General features: G+C 72.5%; 18 protein-coding genes. 15 read left to right on the top strand and 3 right to left on the bottom strand.

Annotated elements, in window-relative coordinates; translation table 11 throughout:
• Nucleotides 1-30 precede the first annotated feature (30 nt).
• The 3 genes from ACZ60J_RS13690 to ACZ60J_RS13680 are packed head-to-tail and all read left to right on the top strand — an operon-like array spanning nucleotide 31 to nucleotide 2,544.
• On the top strand, nucleotides 31-1,224 hold the full coding sequence (locus ACZ60J_RS13690) for a Rieske 2Fe-2S domain-containing protein (protein ID WP_469681648.1): 1,194 nt from the start codon (nucleotides 31-33) through the stop codon (nucleotides 1,222-1,224).
• The gene (locus ACZ60J_RS13685) at nucleotides 1,224-1,454 is read left to right on the top strand and encodes a ferredoxin (protein WP_469681646.1); all 231 of its coding nucleotides are present in this window, start codon (nucleotides 1,224-1,226) and stop codon (nucleotides 1,452-1,454) included. Before ACZ60J_RS13690 ends, ACZ60J_RS13685 begins: the two co-directional genes overlap by 1 nt.
• Nucleotides 1,447-2,544 (top strand): 2Fe-2S iron-sulfur cluster-binding protein, encoded by a 1,098-nt coding sequence (locus tag ACZ60J_RS13680; RefSeq protein ID WP_469681644.1) that lies wholly within the window; start codon nucleotides 1,447-1,449, stop codon nucleotides 2,542-2,544. Before ACZ60J_RS13685 ends, ACZ60J_RS13680 begins: the two co-directional genes overlap by 8 nt.
• A 102-nt stretch (nucleotides 2,545-2,646) precedes the next feature.
• On the opposite strand, the gene ACZ60J_RS13675 is transcribed toward ACZ60J_RS13680, so the two are convergent.
• Entirely contained in the window at nucleotides 2,647-3,528 is an 882-nt protein-coding gene (locus tag ACZ60J_RS13675; RefSeq protein ID WP_469681642.1) for an IclR family transcriptional regulator, read from the bottom strand.
• A gap of 243 nt (nucleotides 3,529-3,771) precedes the next feature.
• Here ACZ60J_RS13675 and hsaA point away from each other — a divergent pair, with 243 nt between their 5' ends.
• From hsaA to ACZ60J_RS13650, 5 genes are read left to right on the top strand one after another with little or no spacing between them, the layout of a single operon-like run.
• The gene (hsaA, locus tag ACZ60J_RS13670; RefSeq protein WP_469681640.1) at nucleotides 3,772-4,941 is read left to right on the top strand and encodes a 3-hydroxy-9,10-secoandrosta-1,3,5(10)-triene-9,17-dione monooxygenase oxygenase subunit; all 1,170 of its coding nucleotides are present in this window, start codon (nucleotides 3,772-3,774) and stop codon (nucleotides 4,939-4,941) included.
• A complete protein-coding gene (hsaD, locus tag ACZ60J_RS13665; RefSeq protein WP_469681638.1) occupies nucleotides 4,938-5,816 on the top strand; it encodes a 4,5:9,10-diseco-3-hydroxy-5,9,17-trioxoandrosta-1(10),2-diene-4-oate hydrolase in 879 nt (292 codons plus the stop codon). The genes hsaA and hsaD overlap by 4 nt, the downstream gene beginning before the upstream one ends.
• Nucleotides 5,817-5,836: 20 nt before the next feature.
• A complete protein-coding gene (locus ACZ60J_RS13660; RefSeq protein ID WP_469681636.1) occupies nucleotides 5,837-6,742 on the top strand; it encodes a VOC family protein in 906 nt (301 codons plus the stop codon).
• Nucleotides 6,730-7,311, top strand: a complete 582-nt coding sequence (locus tag ACZ60J_RS13655; protein ID WP_469681634.1) for a flavin reductase family protein — start codon at nucleotides 6,730-6,732, stop codon at nucleotides 7,309-7,311. The genes ACZ60J_RS13660 and ACZ60J_RS13655 overlap by 13 nt, the downstream gene beginning before the upstream one ends.
• The gene (locus tag ACZ60J_RS13650) at nucleotides 7,308-8,999 is read left to right on the top strand and encodes an FAD-dependent oxidoreductase (RefSeq protein WP_469681633.1); all 1,692 of its coding nucleotides are present in this window, start codon (nucleotides 7,308-7,310) and stop codon (nucleotides 8,997-8,999) included. Before ACZ60J_RS13655 ends, ACZ60J_RS13650 begins: the two co-directional genes overlap by 4 nt.
• A 7-nt stretch (nucleotides 9,000-9,006) precedes the next feature.
• On the opposite strand, the gene ACZ60J_RS13645 is transcribed toward ACZ60J_RS13650, so the two are convergent.
• Nucleotides 9,007-9,666: an HAD family acid phosphatase gene (locus ACZ60J_RS13645; protein ID WP_469681631.1), complete on the bottom strand. Its 660-nt coding sequence runs from the start codon at nucleotides 9,664-9,666 to the stop codon at nucleotides 9,007-9,009.
• A 137-nt stretch (nucleotides 9,667-9,803) separates the two neighbouring features.
• Nucleotides 9,804-10,697, bottom strand: coding sequence for a hypothetical protein (locus ACZ60J_RS13640; protein ID WP_469681629.1), 894 nt, complete (start codon nucleotides 10,695-10,697; stop codon nucleotides 9,804-9,806).
• A 107-nt stretch (nucleotides 10,698-10,804) separates the two neighbouring features.
• Here ACZ60J_RS13640 and ACZ60J_RS13635 point away from each other — a divergent pair, with 107 nt between their 5' ends.
• The 7 genes from ACZ60J_RS13635 (at nucleotide 10,805) to pepN (ending at nucleotide 18,198) form a co-directional block, all read left to right on the top strand.
• A complete protein-coding gene (locus ACZ60J_RS13635; RefSeq protein WP_469681627.1) occupies nucleotides 10,805-11,623 on the top strand; it encodes a serine protease in 819 nt (272 codons plus the stop codon).
• 271 nt (nucleotides 11,624-11,894) lie between these two features.
• Nucleotides 11,895-12,554: a response regulator gene (locus ACZ60J_RS13630; RefSeq protein WP_469681625.1), complete on the top strand. Its 660-nt coding sequence runs from the start codon at nucleotides 11,895-11,897 to the stop codon at nucleotides 12,552-12,554.
• 571 nt (nucleotides 12,555-13,125) lie between these two features.
• Nucleotides 13,126-14,319, top strand: coding sequence for a sensor histidine kinase (locus ACZ60J_RS13625; RefSeq protein ID WP_469681623.1), 1,194 nt, complete (start codon nucleotides 13,126-13,128; stop codon nucleotides 14,317-14,319).
• Between the two features lie 68 nt (nucleotides 14,320-14,387).
• Nucleotides 14,388-14,972, top strand: a complete 585-nt coding sequence (locus ACZ60J_RS13620; protein WP_469681621.1) for a DUF2975 domain-containing protein — start codon at nucleotides 14,388-14,390, stop codon at nucleotides 14,970-14,972.
• Complete coding sequence (locus tag ACZ60J_RS13615) at nucleotides 14,972-15,208, top strand: helix-turn-helix domain-containing protein (RefSeq protein ID WP_469681619.1); 237 nt, start codon at nucleotides 14,972-14,974, stop codon at nucleotides 15,206-15,208. Before ACZ60J_RS13620 ends, ACZ60J_RS13615 begins: the two co-directional genes overlap by 1 nt.
• 76 nt (nucleotides 15,209-15,284) lie before the next feature.
• On the top strand, nucleotides 15,285-15,623 hold the full coding sequence (locus ACZ60J_RS13610) for a chorismate mutase (RefSeq protein WP_469681617.1): 339 nt from the start codon (nucleotides 15,285-15,287) through the stop codon (nucleotides 15,621-15,623).
• Between the two features lie 34 nt (nucleotides 15,624-15,657).
• Nucleotides 15,658-18,198 carry an aminopeptidase N gene (gene pepN / locus ACZ60J_RS13605; protein WP_469681615.1) on the top strand — a complete coding sequence of 847 codons (2,541 nt, stop codon included), beginning with the start codon at nucleotides 15,658-15,660 and terminating at the stop codon, nucleotides 18,196-18,198.
• The last annotated feature ends 80 nt before the right edge of the window (nucleotides 18,199-18,278 follow it).

Raw genomic sequence — 18,278 nt, 5'->3', positions numbered from 1 at the left:
TACACCCACGACGAAGTGGAGGGCCACCCCATGGCCGCAACGACCGCAGCCGACGAAGCACCCCGCGTCATCGAAGCCGCCGCACTGCCCGCGAGGTTCGCGCGCGGCTGGCACTGCCTCGGCCTCGCCGCCGCCTTCAAGGACGGAACCCCGCACGAGGTGGAAGCCTTCGGGACCAAGCTCGTCGTGTTCCAGGGGCAGTCCGGGACGGGAGCAGCCGACGGCGAGGGCCAGGGCGGCGAGCGCCGCGACGGTGAGCTCAGCGTCCTCAACGCCTACTGCCCCCACATGGGCGGCAACCTCGCCCACGGCACCGTCAAGGGCGACACCGTCGCCTGCCCCTTCCACGACTGGCGCTGGTCCGGAGACGGCCGCTGCGCCGCCATCCCCTACGCCCGCCGCGTCCCCCCGCGCGCGCGGACCCGCGCCTGGACCTCCCTGGAACGCAACGGCCAGCTCTACGTCTGGCACGACCCGGAGGGCAACCCGCCGCCGCCCGAGGTCACCATCCCCGTCATCGAGGGCGTCGGCGACCCCGAATGGAGCGACTGGAGCTGGAACTCCCTGCGCGTCGAGAACTCCAACTGCCGAGAGATCGTCGACAACGTCGTCGACATGGCGCACTTCTACTACGTGCACTACGCCTTCCCGCACTACTTCAAGAACGTCTTCGACGGTCACGTCGCCACCCAGTACATGGAGTCCACCCCGCGCGGCGACGTGGACCTCGGCACCCTCTCCACCGGCGGCGGCCTGCGCTCGGACGCCTCGTACTACGGCCCCTCCTACATGATCGACAAACTGTGGAGCGACATCGGCGGCGGCGTCGAACTCGAATCGGTCCTCATCAACTGCCATTACCCGATCGACGAGAACAGCTTCATGCTCATGTACGGCACCATCGTCAGGAAGCTCCCCGGAATGAGCGACGAACAGGCCGCCGACGCCGCCCGCCTCACCTCCGAGGGCCTCGCCGTCGGCTTCGAGCAGGACGTCGAGATCTGGAAGAACAAGACCCGCATCGACAACCCCCTCCTCACCGAGGAAGACGGCCCCGTCTACCAGCTCCGCCGCTGGTACGAGCAGTTCTACGTGGACGCCGCCGACGTCAAGGACGAGATGGTCCGCCGCTTCGAGTTCGAGATCGACACCGCCCGCGCCACCGCCGCCTGGAAGGCCGAGGTCGCCGAGAACCTCGCCCGCCGCGCGGCCGGGACCCCGTGATGACCCCCGTCGCCTGCGGGGAGTGCGCCGCCGTGGTGCTGTGCGAGAAGTTCAGCCCCGCCCACACCCAGGTCCAGTGGACCGAGGAGGCCGCAGCGGTCTGCCCGCGCATCGCGGCCGAGGTCGCAGGGGGGCGGCCCAGCGCCCGCGTCCGCTCCTGCGAGGCCCTGCGCGCGGGCATCGAAGCCGCCGTCCTGGCGGGCCGCCTGGAGGTGCCGGCCGATGTCTGACACCGACGGCCCTACGAAGTCCCGCGCCGCGGGGGTACGGAGCCCGGCCCCGGCTGCCGCCCCGGGCGGAGCCGGAGGCAGGCTGCCGGTCCGCGTCACGGACCGCATCCAGGAGACCCCCGAGGCGGTCTCCCTCGTCCTCGACGCGGAACTCCCGTACCGCCCCGGGCAGTTCCTCACGCTCCGGGTGCCGGGCGGCGAAGCCCGCTGCTACTCCCTGGCCGGCTCCCCGCACGCGGGGGACCCGCTGCGCATCACCGTCAAACGGGTCCCCGGCGGCATCGGCTCCGGCTGGCTCTGCCAGGACGTGCGCATCGGCGACGAGCTGGAGATCCTGCCCCCCGCCGGCACCTTCACCCCGCCCGACCTGGACCGGGACCTGCTGCTGGTGGCGGGCGGCAGCGGGATCACCCCGGTGCTGTCGATCGCGAAGTCGGCGCTCGTGGCCGGCCGGGGCCACGTCGCGCTGGTGTACGCCAACCGCGACCCCGGCTCGGTGATCTTCCGCGACGAACTGTGGGGGCTCGCCGAGGAACACCCCGGGCGGCTCACCGTCGTGCACTGGCTGGAAACCCTCCAGGGACTGCCGGCCGCCCCGCAGCTGGGCCCGCTCGTGGCCCCGTACGCGCACCGCGAGACCTACCTGTGCGGGCCCGCTCCGCTGATGGACGCGGCGGAGACGGCGGTGCGCTCCGCGGGCGGACAGGCGCGCGCGATCCACCGCGAGCGCTACTTCTCCCTGAGCGGCGACGTCTTCGCCGGTCCGGCCACCGCGGCCCGCCCGGCTCCCGCCGCCGGCCCGGCCGCGGCGGGCGGCGCCACCGCGGAGGTGGAGTTCGAGGGGAGCGTGCACACGGTGGACTGGCCCGCCGGGACCCCGCTGCTCGACGCCCTGGTCACCGCGGGCCTGCCCGCCCCGTACTCCTGCCGGGAAGGGGCGTGCAGCGCCTGCTGCTGCCGGGTGCTGGAGGGCGAGGTCAAGATGGTCCGCAACGAGGTTCTGACCCCCGAGGACCTGGCCGACGGCTACGTCCTGGCCTGCCAGGCCCTGCCGCTCGGCGACCGCATCCGCATCAGCTACGACGGCTGAACGGGCAGGGCGGCCGAACGCCGCGAACGATGACGGGCCCGGCCCCCTGGCGAGGGGTCGGGCCCGTCATCGTTCACTCGTGCGTGGAGGTACCACTACCCACTACATCCACTCGCTGAACCGCAGCCACCCCATCATGTTGTCCATCGCCTGCGCCGAGACCGCCGGCTCCAGGTCCCGCGCCGGCGCCGCCGCCGCCCGCCCCGGCCGGCCCGGACCGTACAGCTCCCGCCACACCGACCGCGCGCAGGCCAGTACCGCCGGCGCCAGGCGGGCCGTCTCCCGGTCGCCCCGGCAGGAGGACACCGACACGGCCGCCACGGCCCGCCCGGCGCCCCGCAGCGGGGCGGCCACGCAGGAAATGCCCCGGAAGCTCTCCTCCCGGTCGTACGCCACCCCGCGCTCGCGGACCGCCGCCAGCTCCGAACGCAGCGCCAACGGCCGGATCAGGGTGCGCGCGGTGCGCGGGCGCAGCCTCTGCGCGAGCACGTGCTCCACCGCGGCGGGATCACTGAACGCGAGGATCGCCTTCCCGGCAGCCGTGCAGTACGCCGGCATCCTCCCGCCGACCCGCGAGGGCACCGTGGTGGCCTCCGAGCCGCCGATCCGCTCCAGGCACACCACCTCGGCCCCGTCGAGCACCGACAGGTGCACGACCCGGCCCGTCTGCTCGTGCAGCGCGTGCAGCAGCGGCAGCGCGGCCCGGCGCAGCCGGTTGTGGTGGGAGGCGAGCGCGCCCAGCTCCAGCATCCGCATGCCCATGCGGTAGTCCCGGCCCTCGCGGTCCAGCCAGCGCAACTGCACCAGCTGGTCGAGGATCCGGTGGGCGGAAGAACGTGGGATTCCGGAGCGGCGCACGACCTCGGTGAGCGACAGCCGCGGCTGCGGACCTTCGAAGGCACCCAGCACTTTCGCGGCCTTCTCCAGCAGCGAAAGCGGTGCGAGCTCGGTCTCCGCGACCTGCTCGATGAACTGGTCAAGCACGAGAAAACCCCCTGCGTGAGGCGTTGGGGCGACCCTGCCACGCGCCCCCGGGCGGAGGGAAGCACCCGGAGGGGCCTATTTCAATCAGTAATACTTCAAGTAGTCGTTTCGAGGAGTTCCGGCGCACCCGGACGAGCTTCCCGCTCAGCGGGAACAGCTCGTTCCGCGCCCGCGGAACCCGGCGTACGTTCCACGCCATCGATCCCGAACACCCGAAGATCCTTGATCCGAGAAGGGGACACCATGAGTGACGAAGAGGTCCTCGCAGCGGTCCGCGCCCTCGCCCCCGCACTCCGCGAGCGCAGCGCGGAGGCCGAAAACCTGCGCAAGGTCCCCGAGGAGAGCATCAAGGAACTCGCCGCCACCGGCTTCTTCCGGCTGCTCCAGCCCAAGGCCCACGGCGGGCACGCCGCCGACCCCGCCCTCTTCTACGCCGCCGTCAAGGAGATAGCCAAGGCCTGCGGCTCCACCGGCTGGGTCGCCTCCGTCGTCGGCGTCCACCCCTGGCACGTCGCCCTCTACGACCCCCGCGCCCAGGAAGAGGTCTGGGGCCAGGACCGCGACACGCGGATCTGCTCCTCCTACGCCCCCACCGGCAAGGTCACCCCCGTCGACGGCGGCTTCACCCTCAGCGGCCGCTGGCACTTCTCCTCCGGCTGCGACCACACCGACTGGGCCCTGCTCGGCGGACTGGTCACCGACGCCGAAGGCCGCCCCGTCGACATGCGGACCTTCCTGATCCCGCGCTCCCAGTACCGCATCGACGAGGTCTGGGACACCGTCGGCCTGCGCGGCTCCGGCTCCAACGACATCGTCGTCGAGGGGGTGTTCGTCCCCGAACACCGCGCCCTCAGCTTCGGCCCCGTCACCGCCCTCCAGGTCCCCGGCCACGCCCTCAACCCCGAACCGCTCTACCGGCTCCCCTACGCCTCCGTCTTCACCACCACCATCTCCACCCCCATCGTCGGCATCGCCGAAGGCGCCTACGAGGACTACGTCGCCGCGACCCGCGAACGCTTCCGCATCTCCTACGGCCAGCAGGTCGCCGAGGACCCCTTCGCCCAGGTCCGCATCGCCCGCGCCGCCAGCGACATCGACGCCTCCTGGCTCCAGCTCCAGCGCAACGTCTCGGAGCTCTACGCCCTCGCCGAACGCGGCGAGGAACTCCCCACACCGCTGCGCACCCGGGCCCGCCGCGACCAGGTCCTCGCCACCGAGCGCTGCGTCGCCGCCGTCGACCTCCTCATGGAGAACGCGGGCGGCAGCGCCATGCGCACCGGCCCCAACCCCGTCCAACGCGCCTGGCGCGACGTCCACACCGGCCGCGGCCACGCCGCCAACGACCCGGAGCGGGCCCTCGTCCTCTTCGGCCAGGGCGCACTCGGCCTCGACATCCAGGACACCATGCTGTGAGCGCGCAGGGATTCACGTACGAGAACACCTCCCGCACCGCCAAGGCCGGCGGGATGACCCTGCACTACCACGAGGCCGGCCCGTCCGACGGGCCCGACGGAACCGGTGCCCCCGTCGTGATCATGCTGCACGGCGGCGGGCCCGGCGCCTCCGGCTGGTCCAACTTCGGCGGCAACCTGCCCCACTTCGCGCAGCACTTCCGCACCCTGCTCGTCGACCAGCCCTGCTACGGCCGCTCCGACAAGCCGGAACCCGACCGCGACTACTTCGGCTTCAGCGCGAACGCCGTCATCGCCCTCATGGATGAACTCGGCATCGAGCAGGCGCACTTCATCGGCAACTCCCTCGGCGGAGGCACCGCCACCCGGCTCGTCCTGGACCACCCCGGCCGCGTCGGCAAGCTCCTGCTCATGGGCCCCGGCGGAATCTCCCTCAACCTCTTCTCCGCCGACCCCACCGAAGGCATCAAGCGGCTCTTCGAGTTCAGCCTCGCCCCCGAGCCCACCCGCGCACAGATGCGGACCTTCCTCACCACCCTCGCCCACGACCCGGCGATCGTCACCGACGCCCTCGTCGAAGAGCGCTACGCCCAGGCCACCGACCCCGAAGCCAGGCTCGGAAACGCCCGCATGGGCGCCTCCTTCGCCAAGTGGCCCGAGGCCGCCATGCTCTGGCGCGAAGCGCACCGCATCAGCCGCCCCGTCCTGCTGACCTGGGGCCGCGAGGACCGCGTCAACCCGGTCGACGGCGCCTTCCTCGCCCTGAAGACCATCCCCGACGCCCGGCTGCACGTCTTCCCGCACTGCGGGCACTGGGCGCAGACCGAGGCCGCCGACGAGTTCAACCGCCTCGCCACCGACTTCTTCCTGCACTGATCCCACCGAGGAGTTCCCCCATGGACATCCGCGCACTCGGCTACCTCCGCATCGAGACCGCCGACCTCGCCGCCTGGCGCACCTACGTCCTCGACATCCTCGGCATGGCCGAAGCCGCAGGCACCACGGACACCCGCCTGGGCGTCCGCATCGACGACCGCACGCACCGCTTCCAGTTCGTCGCCGGCGCCCAGGACCGCCTGCTCGCCGCCGGCTTCGAAGTCGCGAACGCCCGCGCCCTCGAAGACGCCGCCGCCGAACTGGAGAGCGCCGGCCACCCCGTCAAGCAGGGCGACGCCGAAACCCTCGCCGACCGCCGCGTCCAGGGCCTCATCCACTGCGAGGACCCCAGCGGCAACCCCCTGGAGATCTACTGGGGCCAGGCCCAGGACCACACCCCGCTCGCGGCCCGGTACGGCAACCGGTTCGTCACCGGCGGCCGCGAAGGGAGCCTGGGCCTCGGCCACGTCGTCCTGCCCGCTGCCGACACCGAGGCCACCCTCGACTTCTACGAGAACCTCCTCGGCTTCCAGCTGCGCGACTCGATGCGGCTGCCCCCGGTCGCCGTGCCCACCGGCAGGCCGGGCCGGGACTTCCACTGGATGCACTTCCTCAGCCCCAACCGCCGCCACCACAGCCTCGGCCTCTACCCCGGCGCACTGCCGCCCGGCATCGTGCACTTCATGGTCGAGCTGGAGAGCCTCGACGACGTCGGCTACTGCCTCGACCGGATGAACGCGGCGGGCATCCCCATCGCCTCCACCCTCGGCCGGCACTCCAACGACCACATGGTCTCCTTCTACGCCCAGGCCCCCGGCGGCTTCCAGGTCGAGTACGGCTGGGACGGCCTGCTCGTCGACCCCGCCACCTGGACCGCGAAGGAGATCACCGCGGACAGCTTCTGGGGCCACCAGTGGAACGGCTGACCGGCCCCGCCGCCGACGCGACGAACCCGGCGGCCGCGGTGGATCCGGCAGCCGGGGTGGATCCGGCAGCCGCGATCGCCCCGGCGGCCCCGGTGGACCCCGCCCTCTTCCGCGAGGTCCTCGGCGCCTTCGCCTCCGGCGTCACCGTCGTCGCGGCCGTCGCGGACGACGGCCGCCCGGCCGGGCTGGCCTGCCAGTCCTTCGCCTCCCTCTCCCTCGACCCGCCCCTGGTCCTGCTCTGCGTGGGCAAGGGCTCCTCCAGCTGGCCCAAGGTCCGGGCCGCCGGCCGCTTCGGCGTCAGCATCCTCGCCGAGGAGCAGCGCCCCGTGTGCGAGGCCCTCGGCCGCCGCGGCGAGGACAAGTTCGCCGACGTCGACTGGGAACTCTCCCCCCACGGAGCAGTCCGCGTCAGCGGCGCCCTCGCCACCGTCGACTGCGCCCTCGAAGAGGTCCACGAAGCCGGCGACCACTACCTCGTCACCGCCCGGGTCCTCGAACTGAGCGCCCGCGACGGCGGATCACCCCTCCTCTACTACCGCAGCGACTACGCCACGGGAGCCTTCGGATGACCGCCGAGCACACCACCGACCACGCCGCCGAGCACCTCACCGCATACGCCTACGACGTGGTGGTCGTCGGCTCCGGCGCCGCCGGATTCGCCGCCGCCGTCACCGCCCGACTGCGCGGCCTCAGCGTCCTCGTCGTGGAGAAGACCGACTCCTACGGGGGTTCCACCGCCCTGTCAGGCGGCGCGATCTGGGTCCCCGGCAACCTCCACCTCGACCGCGCCGGCCTCGCCGACACCCGCGAGAAGGCCCGCGCCTACCTCGACGCCACCGTCGGCGACCGCGTCCCGGCCGCGCGCAAGGACGCGTACCTCAGCCACGGGCCGCGCATGGTCCAGGAGTTCCACGACCGCACCGAGATCCGCTTCATGTACACCCCCGGCTACTCGGACTACTTCCCCGAGGCCCAGGGCGGCATGGCGCAGGGCCGCTCCATCGAACCGTGCATCGTCGACTTCAAACGGCTCGGCCCCCTCGGCGCCTCCATGCGCCGGGCCGGACTGCCCACGTACGGGCTGACCATGACCTCGTACGACTTCCGCTTCCTGAACATGGTCAGCCGCACCTGGGCGGGCAGGAAGACCTCCCTCAAGGTCGGCCTGCGCGCGGTCGGGGCACTGGCCACCGGCCGCAGACTGCTCTCCCTCGGCGAGGCGCTCATCGCCCGCATGCGGCTCTCCCTGGAGGCGCTCGGCGGCGAACTGTGGCTGTCGGCGCCGCTGACCGGCCTGGTCACGGACCCGGCCGGCCGGGTGACGGGCGTACGGGTCCGGCGCGCCGGGCGCGAAGTGACCGTAGCCGCGCGGGGCGGGGTGGTGCTGGCCTCGGGCGGCTTCTCGCACGACCAGGCGCTGCGCGAGAAGCACCTGCCCGCACCCACGTCCACTGCCTGGACGCACGCCGCGGAGGGCCAGACCGGCGACGCCCTGAAGCTCGGTGAGGAACTGGGGGCCGCCACCGACCTGCTGGACAAGGTCTGGGGCGCGCCGTCGGTGTGCCCGCCGGGGGAGAAGCCCTTCTTCCTCGTCGCCGACCGGGGCATCCCCGGCATGGTCATCGTCAACGAGGCGGGGGAGCGCTACGCCAACGAGGCCCTGCCGTACCACGCGTTCGTGGACCGGATGTACGCCGCCGACCGGCCCGAGGCGTCGACCGTGCCCTCCTGGCTGATCCTGGACGCCCGCTCCAAGGCCCGGTACATCTTCGCCGGCCTCTTCCCCGGGCAGCCCTTCCCCAAGAAGTGGCTGGAGAGCGGCTTCCTGAAGAAGGCCGGCACCGTGGAGGAGCTCGCCCGGCAGATCTCCGCCCCCGGCCTGCCCGCCGCGATCGCCCGCTTCAACTCCTTCGCGGAGGCGGGCACCGACAAGGACTACGGGCGCGGCGAGAGCGTCTACGACCGCTACTACGGCGACCCGACGCTGCCCAACCCGAACCTGGCGCCGATCGACAAGGGCCCCTTCTACGCCGTGCCCGTGCACCCGGGGGACATCGGCACCAAGGGCGGCCTCGTCACCGACACCGACGGCCGGGTGCTGCGCGAGGACTCCACCCCGATCCCGGGCCTCTACGCCTCCGGCAACTGCTCGGCGGCGGTGATGGGGGAGACCTACCCCGGGCCGGGCGCGACGATCGGCCCCGCCATGGCCTTCGGCTGGGCCGCCGTCAACGCGATCGCCGCCGGGCTGGACTAGGCCGTTCTTAGGAGAGCTTGCCGCCGTAGTCCGGCAGCTTGACGGTGCGCTCGGCGTGGCCGCCGACGAGGTCGCTCTGGTTGTTGCCGATGTTGGCGATGATCGTGTAGCCGCGCGCCTCGATCTCCGCCCGCTTGGCCGTCTTGTAGGCGCTGACCTCGCCGAACAGTGCGGGCAGATCGCGCACGTAGAGGCCCGAGACGGGGTAGCCGACCGCCTTGAGGTTGCGCTCGGTGAGGGAGTACACGATCCCCGGGCGGGCGGTGACGAAGAAGATCGCGACCCCGCGGTCGTTCGCGTACCGGGTCAGCTCGCGGACCTGGGCGATCGCGGGGGTCGGGAACGTCCAGAACCAGTGGAAGTCCGTCTCCAGCGAGGAGTTGTCGATGTCGAGGACGATCGCCGGCTTCTCACCGGCCGGCGAGGCGGCGATGCGCTGCTCGATCCCGGGACGGGCCGCGTCGATGACGGCGGAGACGTCGCGCTGCCAGGTGGCGTAGTCGATGCCCAGGATCGCCGCGTTGCCGCCGGGCGCGGAGGCGGTGACGGCGGCCACGGGCGCGACGCCCGTCCGGGCGGGGGCCGCCTGGGCGGTGGCGGCCGGAACCAGGGCCAGTACGGCTGCGGCTACGGCCACTGCGGCGGCAGTGGTACGGGTGCTGCGCATGGGGGACGCTCCTCGATCACATGTTGGCATGTACGTGACCAGGCTGGAGATCGTCCGCCCTCCTGTCTACTGGCTGGTAAGTAACTTTTCGTGGACGGGTGGTGACCTCCGTCCCGCGTCCGTCGCGGTGCACCGGCCTAGGTGTCGCACTCCAGCACCGTGTGGCACAGCCCGCAGCGGGCCCGGACCGGCCCGCGGCGGGTCGGCAGTCGCAGGCGCTGCCCGCACACCGGGCACGGGAAGCTCACCCGCAGCCCGCCCGCGTGCACTTCGAAGCCGTACGCCGCTCCGGGCGCGGCGGCCCCGGCCCGGCGGGCCGCCGCGTACCGCAGCCGCTCCGCCCGGCCCGCGGCCGCCAGCGGGGCCCGGCGCAGGTCGCGGTCGGCCCGGGCGCGGCCGCGCACGTACGCCTCGTAGGCCTGCGGGCTGGTGAACCATGCGGAGAGGTCCTCGCCGCCGAGGAACCGGCCGCGCCTGGCGAGGACGTAGCCGAACTCCTCGGGGGTGAGGTAGCCGAGCTTCTGGTGGGTGAGCTCGTCCTCCCGGTAGGCGTCGAGCAGCAGCCAGCCGGCGCCGAGGTAGGCGGCGGCGGTGTCGGTGAGGATCTCGTCGGCGGCGGTGGTGGGGAAGTGCAGGTCCAGGCGGTGTAGTAGTACGTGCGTGACCTCGTGGGCCAGGGCGGCCGCCAGATCGCGGCGGTGGACGCGGAAGCGGTCGTTGACCTCGACGAAGTACTCGGGCCCGGCGGCCAGCTCCACGGTCGCCGCCTCCTCCATCGGACGGAAGCCCACGATCAGGCGAGCGTCGGGCAGGCGCAGGGCGCGGACCATCGCGGAAGCCACCCGGTGGGCGCCCGGGTACAGGTCCTCGGAGGCGGGGAAGGCCGCGTCGGCGGGGGCGAAGGGGGTGTCGTAGGCGCGGATCCCGTCGGCGGACAGCCGCCGGAACAGTGCGGTGACGGCCGCGCGGACCGTCTCCAGATGAGGAAATCCGTGCTCGATCGGGCTGCTCCGCCGCCCGTTGTGCGTCATGAGGCGCCTCCGGCCGGAAGTTGTCCGAAAACGCGTTCTTGATGGCCCCCGGACGCAGGGTGTGTCATGTCCCCGTCACCCAGGCGGCCCATCCCAGCCGCCCCGGGATGACGCGCACGGCCCAACCCCCCACGAAAGGCAGTGTGTCGACTGTGTCCAGCCTCGTCACCACCCTCAAGCGCGTCCTCGCCGTCGGAGCCGTCGCCCTCGCGGCCGTCAGCCTCCAGCCCGGCACCGCGACCGCCGGCACGGCGCCCGTGGTCGGCGGCACCCGCGCCGCCCAGGGAGAGTTCCCCTTCATGGTCCGGCTCTCCATGGGCTGCGGCGGCGCCCTCTACACCCAGCAGATCGTGCTCACCGCCGCCCACTGCGTCGGCAGCTCCGGCAACAACACCTCCATCACCGCCACCGCCGGGGTCGTCGACCTCAACAGCTCCAGCGCCATCAAGGTCAAGTCCACCAAGGTGCTCCGGGCCCCCGGCTACAACGGCACGGGCAAGGACTGGGCCCTGATCAAGCTGGCCAAACCCATCAACCTGCCCACCCTCAAGATCGCCGAGACCAAGGCCTACGACAACGGCACCTTCACCGTCGCCGGCTGGGGCGCCGCCCGGGAAGGCGGCGGTCAGCAGCGCTACCTGCTGAAGGCCAACGTCCCCTTCGTCTCCGACGCCTCCTGCCAGGCCTCCTACGGCAGCTCGCTCGTCCCCGCCGAGGAGATCTGCGCCGGGTTCGACCAGGGCGGCGTCGACACCTGCCAGGGCGACTCCGGCGGTCCCATGTTCCGCCGGGACAACGCGAACGCCTGGATCCAGGTCGGCATAGTCAGCTGGGGCGAAGGCTGCGCGCGCCCCGACTACCCCGGCGTCTACACGGAGGTCTCCACCTTCGCGGCGGCCATCAAGAGCGCGGCCGCCACGCTCTGACCGACCCGGGGCCCTCGTGCCGCCCTCGTCCTCCCGGCCCCTGCGACAGTGGCCGTAAGGACGAGGCGCAATGCCCCGCATGTCCGTAAGGTCGACGGAAGTCCCGTGAGGCCGGAACGACGCCGTTCCGGCCTTGCGGCATGCTCCCGGCGGTCTGCTGTGCGGTTGCGGGCCGAGGCGCCCGCAGGTCCCATGGAGAGATCCCACCCGGTGGGAATGCCGGGGAAACAGGGACGGCACAGGCAACGGGCGACAGTGGGGCAGGCGACGCATGGCGATCAGAGTGATCATCGCGGACGACCAGGAGATGGTCAGGACCGGCTTCCGGATGATCCTCGAAAGCCAGCCGGACATCGAAGTCGTCGCCGACGTCGAAGACGGCGAAGCGGCCCTCGCGGCCGTCGCCGCACACCGCCCCGACGTCCTCCTCCTCGACATCCGCATGCCCAAGCTCGACGGGCTCGAAGTCACCCGCCGGCTCTCCGGCCGCGAAACCCCCCGCATCGTCATCGTCACCACCTTCGACCTCGACGAATACGTCCACGCGGCGCTCCAGGGCGGAGCGTCCGGCTTCCTCCTCAAAGACGCGAGCCCGGCCATGCTGGTTGAAGCGGTACGGGCGGCAGCCGTCGGAGACTCCCTCGTCTCACCCGCCATCACCGTACGGTTGCTGCGCGAAATGGCCCACCGCACCCCGGCCGCCGCCGCGGCCGCGCGCCGCCCCGCGGAACCCCTCACGGACCGGGAGCGCGAGGTCGTACGCTGCCTCGCGCGCGGGCTGACCAACGCCGAGATCGCCGGGGAGCTCTTCGTCTCCCTCTCCACGGTCAAGACCCACCTGGCCAACGTCCAGGCCAAACTGGACGCCCGCAACCGCGTGGAAATCGCCGCCTGGGCCTGGGAAAGCGGCCTGGCAGGCACCCCGGCGTGACCCACCCGCGCCACCACCCCGCCACCACCGGGCGCATCCCCCCGCCGGGGGCCGGCTGCACCCGCCCGGCCTGCTTCTCGGATGCCGCCGGGCACATCTGCTTGCCCGGGGCCGACCGCACCGGCCCCGCCGCCGGGCGCATCCCCCCGCCGGGGGTCGGCTGCACCGGCCCGGCCTGCTTCTCGGATGCCGCCGGGCACATCCGCTTGCCCGGGGCCGACCGCACCGGCCCCGCCGCCGTGCGCATCCCCCCGCCGGAGGTCGGCTGCACCCGCCCCGCCTCTTTCTTCGGCGCCGCCGCGCACATTCAGCCCCGCCGGCGTTTGAGGCGCGGGGTCCGGGGCGGCGCCCCGGGAAGCCGGCGCACGCCGTCCCCGACGACACCAGCCCCCACGGGTCCGGGCAGCGCCCGGGCGAACCGCGGTCTCCGCATGCGCCGAAGCCCCCACGCCCCCGGCGCAGCCGCGCGGCCCCCCGGCGGAGCCACCCGCACGCAGCACGGGACCCCCGGCGGAGCCACCCGTACGCAGTCCCGTACCCCCGGCGGAGCCGACGAGGCACGGGGCTCGCGATGAGCCCCCTGGCTCCCTGGGCCCGCCGGCACCCCTACGCCGCGCGATGGACCCGGATCATCCTCTCCGCGACCCTCCTCTCCCTCGTCACCTTCGAGGGCGTCGTCCTCGCCCGCCAGCCCAGCACCCCGCACGCCGCCGTCTGGGTGTCCGGCATCCTCGTCTGCCTCAGCGCCGCGCCCTGGCCGCGCATCCCCCTGCTCACCCGCGCCTGGTTCGCCGCCGCCGTCACCTGGGCCGTCACCCTCTCCCTCCTCTTCAGCAACCTCCCCCTCGTCGTCTGGGGCGGCGGCGAAGCCCTCGCCCTGCTCGTCCTCCTCACCCAGGTCCTGCTCCGCGCCCCCGCCCGCACCGCCGCCGTCCTGGGCCCCCTCCTCGCCCTCGGCTCCATCGCCGCGCCCCTCCGAGACGCGGACCCGGGCCGCTTCACCCTGCTCTTCTCCGGGCTCGCCGTCGTCGTGACCGCGTACTCCCTGCTCCTGCGCCTGCAGTCCGTCCAGCGCGTCCGCGAGCTGCGCGCCGTACGCAGCGCCGAGCGTCTGGAACTGGCCCGCGAGCTCCACGACCTCGTCGCCCACCACGTGACGGGGATCGTCGTCGAGGCGCGCGCCGCCCGCTACACCAAGGTCTCCGCGGAACGCGCCTCCGAGATCTTCGGCCGCATCGAGACGGCCGGGGACGAGGCGCTCGGCTCCATGCGCCACCTGGTCAAGATCCTCCGCGAGGGCGCCGAGGAGGCCGACCCGGAGAAGGGCAAGAGCGCCGCCAAGGGCGGCCCCGCCGGCACGGCCCCCGTCGCCGGCCTCCGGGAGATCCGCGGGCTGACGCAGCGGTTCGCCGCGACCGGCCCGCCCGTCGTCCTCTACGTGGAGGAGGGCCTGGAGGCCCGGATCCCCGCCGACGTCGCCGCCACCGCCCACCGCATCGTCCTCGAAGCCCTCACCAACATCGGCAAGCACGCCGCCACCGCCACCGCCGTCCGGATCGGCCTGCGCACCGTCCCGGCCGGCCTGGAAGTCCGGATCGCCGACGACGGCGGCCGCCCGGCGAAACTCTCCGAGGACGCCCGCGGCGGCGGCTACGGCCTCGTCGGCATGGCCGAACGCGCCGAGGCCCTCGGCGGCTCCCTCACCGCCGGCCCCGCCCCCGAAGGCGGCTGGCTCGTCACGGCGCTGCTGCCCCTCCGACCCTGACCCACTTGTCGATTATCGATATGGTCCGCTAGTCTCCGGCGTATCGAAAATCGATAAGGGGGGTCGCGGTGAACACGCGCTTCACGAAAATCCTGTCCACACTGACCTTCGGCCTGGCCATCCTCTGGGGCCTCACCTTCATCGGCACCGCCGTCTCCCACCTGGCCGACGACGGCGCCGTCTGCGTGGAGACGGGCTTCTGGGCCAACGCCGCCATCGACGGCGGGCTCCCGGTCGGCCCGGGCGTGGACGCCTCCAGCAGCGCCGCACGGCTCTGCCAGAAGGACCCCTCGACGACGCAGCGCGCCGCCGACCTCGGGAGCCGACTGCCCTGGATGCTGTTCGCCTCCGTCGCCCTGCTGCTCTTCTCCCGCCTGCTGGACGCCGTGGTCTCCGAAGGGCCGTTCACCGACAAGACGGCCCGACGGCTCACCGTCCTCGGCTGGTCCGTCACCCTGGGCACACCACTCGCCGGCCTCGTCGTAGGCTGGTCGCAGTCCTGGCTGGTCGACAGCATGGTGCCGATGGGGGGCTCCGGACCGTCGGTCTCCGGGCCGCAGGTGCTGATCCTCGCCGGACTCGCAGCCGTCATCATGGGGAAGATCATGCGCGAGGGCGTGCGTATGCGAGAGGACCTCGAAGGGACCATCTGATGCCCGAAGAGGAACTCCACGCGATCCGGATCCACCTCGACCGGATCCTCGCCGAGCGCGGCATGACGCTCACCGAACTGGCCGCACAGGTCGGCATCACCGTCGTCAACCTGTCCGTGCTCAAGAACGGACGGGCCAAAGCCATCCGCTTCTCCACCCTGTCCCGGATCTGCGAAGTCCTCCGATGCCAGCCCGGAGACCTCATCACCCACGACCCCACCGAGCCGCCGCACTAGACGGCGTCCGCCGGCCCCGTCTCAGTGGCCGACCGGCCGAGGAACCGTAGCCGCGCGCCACGTATTCTCGGTGACCATGAACACCAGGGACATCGACGACAACGTCACCGCCGAGCTGGCCCGGCTCAGGGACAGCATCGACAACATCGACGCCGCCGTGGTGCACATGCTCGCCGAGCGGTTCAAGTGCACCCAGCAGGTCGGTCACCTCAAGGCCCGCCACCAGCTCCCCCCGGCCGACCCGGGCCGCGAGTCCAGCCAGATCGCCCGACTGCGCCAGCTCGCCGAGAACGCCAAGCTCGACCCCGCCTTCGCCGAGAAGCTCCTCAACTTCATCATCGCCGAGGTCATCCGCCACCACGAGACGATCGCCGCGAACGAGGGCGACAGCGAGAGCGAAGCCGAAGGCAAGTAAGAGGAACTGGGGCCCGGCGCCGCCATCCGGCAGCATGGGCCCCATGTCCGCACTGACGCGCAACGAAGCGCAGCTCCGAGCCCGACTCCTCGACGTCCAGCACTACGAGGTCGACCTCGACCTCACCACCGGCGACGAGACCTTCGAGTCCCGCACCGTCATCCGGTTCACCGCACGCATCGCCGGAGACACCTTCGTCGAGCTGAAACCGGACGAACTGCGCTCCGCCGCCCTCGACGGACACCCCCTGGACCCGGCCGCCCTCACCGACGGCCGCCTCCCCCTCACCGGCCTCACCGAAGGCCCCCACGAACTCCGCATCGCCACCCGCATGCGCTACTCCCGCACCGGCGAAGGCCTGCACCGCTTCACCGACCCCGCCGACGGCGAGACGTACGTCTACACCCAGATGTTCCTCGACGACGTCCAGCGCGTCTTCCCGGCCTTCGACCAGCCCGACCTCAAGGCCGTGTTCGAGTTCACCGTCACCGCCCCCACGCACTGGACCGTCCTCGCCAACGGCATCACCACCCGCATCGGCGAACGCCTCGGCGACAGCGGCGGCGGATCCGGCGACGGCTCCGCCTCCGAAGCCGGCATCTGGGCCTCAGCCCCCACCCCCGTCATCTCCACCTACCTCGCCGCCGTCGCCGCCGGCCCCTGGCACAGCATCCGCACCGAACACGCCGGACTCCCCTTCGGCATCCACTGCCGCCGCTCCCTCGCCCCCCACCTCGACGCCGACGCACAGGAGATCCTCGACCTCACCACCGCCTGCTACGACCGCTACCACGACAAGTTCACCGAGCCCTACCCCTTCGACTCCTACGACCAGGCCTTCGTACCCGAGTTCAACGCCGGCGCCATGGAGAACCCAGGCCTCGTCACCTTCCGCGACGACTACGTCTTCCGCTCCGCCGTCACCGACACCGAACGCCAGCGACGCGCCGTCACCATCGCGCACGAAATGGCCCACATGTGGTTCGGCGACCTCGTCACCCTCAGCTGGTGGGACGACATCTGGCTGAACGAGTCCTTCGCCGAGTTCATGGGCTACCAGACCCTCATCGAAGCCACCCGCTTCACCGAGACCTGGACCGGCTTCGGCATGGAACGCAAACCCTGGGGCTACGACGCCGACCAGCGCCCCTCCACCCACGCCGTCGCCCCGGACGCCGCCGCCGTCCCCGACAGCGCCTGCGCCCTCCTCAACTTCGACGGCATCTCCTACGCCAAGGGCGCCTCCGCCCTGCGCCAACTCGTCGCCTGGCTCGGCGAAAAGGACTTCCTGGCCGGCATCAACACCCACTTCGCCCGCCACAAGTTCGCCAACGCCTCCCTCGCCGACTTCGTCGACTCCCTCGCCGCCCACACCGACCGGGACGTCCACACCTGGGCCGAAACCTGGCTGCGCACCACCGGCGTCGACACCCTCACCCCCCGCCTCCAGGAAAGCCACGGCGGCTGGACCCTCACCGTCGACCGCACCGGCAGCCGCCCCCACCACATCGCCGCCGGCCTCTACGACCGCGCCCACGACGGAGCCCTCGAACCCCGCGAGGTCCTCTCCCTCGACGTCCCCACCGACGAGGTCCTCTCCGTGAGCGGCCCCCGCCCCGCCCTCCTCGTCCTCAACGACGGAGACCTCACCTACGCCAAGGTCCGCCTCGACGAGACCTCCCTCGAAACCGCCCTGCGCGGCATCTCCCGCATCCCCGACCCGCTCACCCGCGCCGTCGTCTGGAACTCCCTGCGCGACATGGTCCGAGACGGCGAACTCGGCGCCGCCGACTACCTGGCCACCACCGAAGCCCACCTCCCCGAAGAAACCGACCTCTCGATCGTCCAAGGCGTCCTCGGCTTCACCCGCACCCAGATCGCCGACCGCTACCTCACCCCCGACCACCGCGCCGACGCCCTCACCACCCTCACCACCATCGCCCGCGCCCTGCTGCGCCGCACCGAGGACGGCACCGACCCCGGCCTGCGACTCCTCGCCGTCCGCACCCTCGCCGACAGCGCCACCCAGCCCGACACCATCGCCGGCTGGCTCGCCGAAGGCACCGTCCCCGGCGGCCCCGAACTCGACCCCGAACTGCGCTGGCGCATCCTCGCCCGCCTCTGCGTCCTCGGCGCGGCCGGCGAAACCGAGATCGGCGAAGCCCTCACCGCCGACCCCAGCGCCACCGGCCGCGAAGGCGCCGCCCGCTGCCGCGCCGCCCTCCCCACAGCCGAAGCCAAGGCCACCGCCTGGGAACGCCTCTTCCACGACGACTCCCTCTCCAACTACCTCTTCACCGCCACCGCCCAAGGCTTCTGGCAGCCCGAACAGGCCGACCTGGTACGGGAATACGTACAGCGCGCCTACCCCGCAGCCGTCACCCTCGCCGCCCGCCGCGGCCCCGCCATCGCCGAAGCCGCGGGCCGCTGGGCCCTCCCCGGCCACGAGATCACCGAAGCCAACCTCGAGGCCGGCCACGCCGCCCTGACCACCCCCGACATCACCCCGCTCCTCCACCGCAAACTCGCAGACCACCTCGACGACCTCACCCGAGCCCTACGAGCCCGCCGCTGACCCGCCGCCCCGCCCGGCCCCCCACCCCACCAGGGGCGGGGGGCCGCGCCGCGCGCCCGGAACCACCACCGACGGCTTGA

It is taken from the genome of Streptomyces sp. NPDC104226 (genome assembly GCF_055584085.1).
Note: the sequence above shows the minus strand (reverse complement) of the source record. Positions and strands in the feature narration are given on the sequence as shown.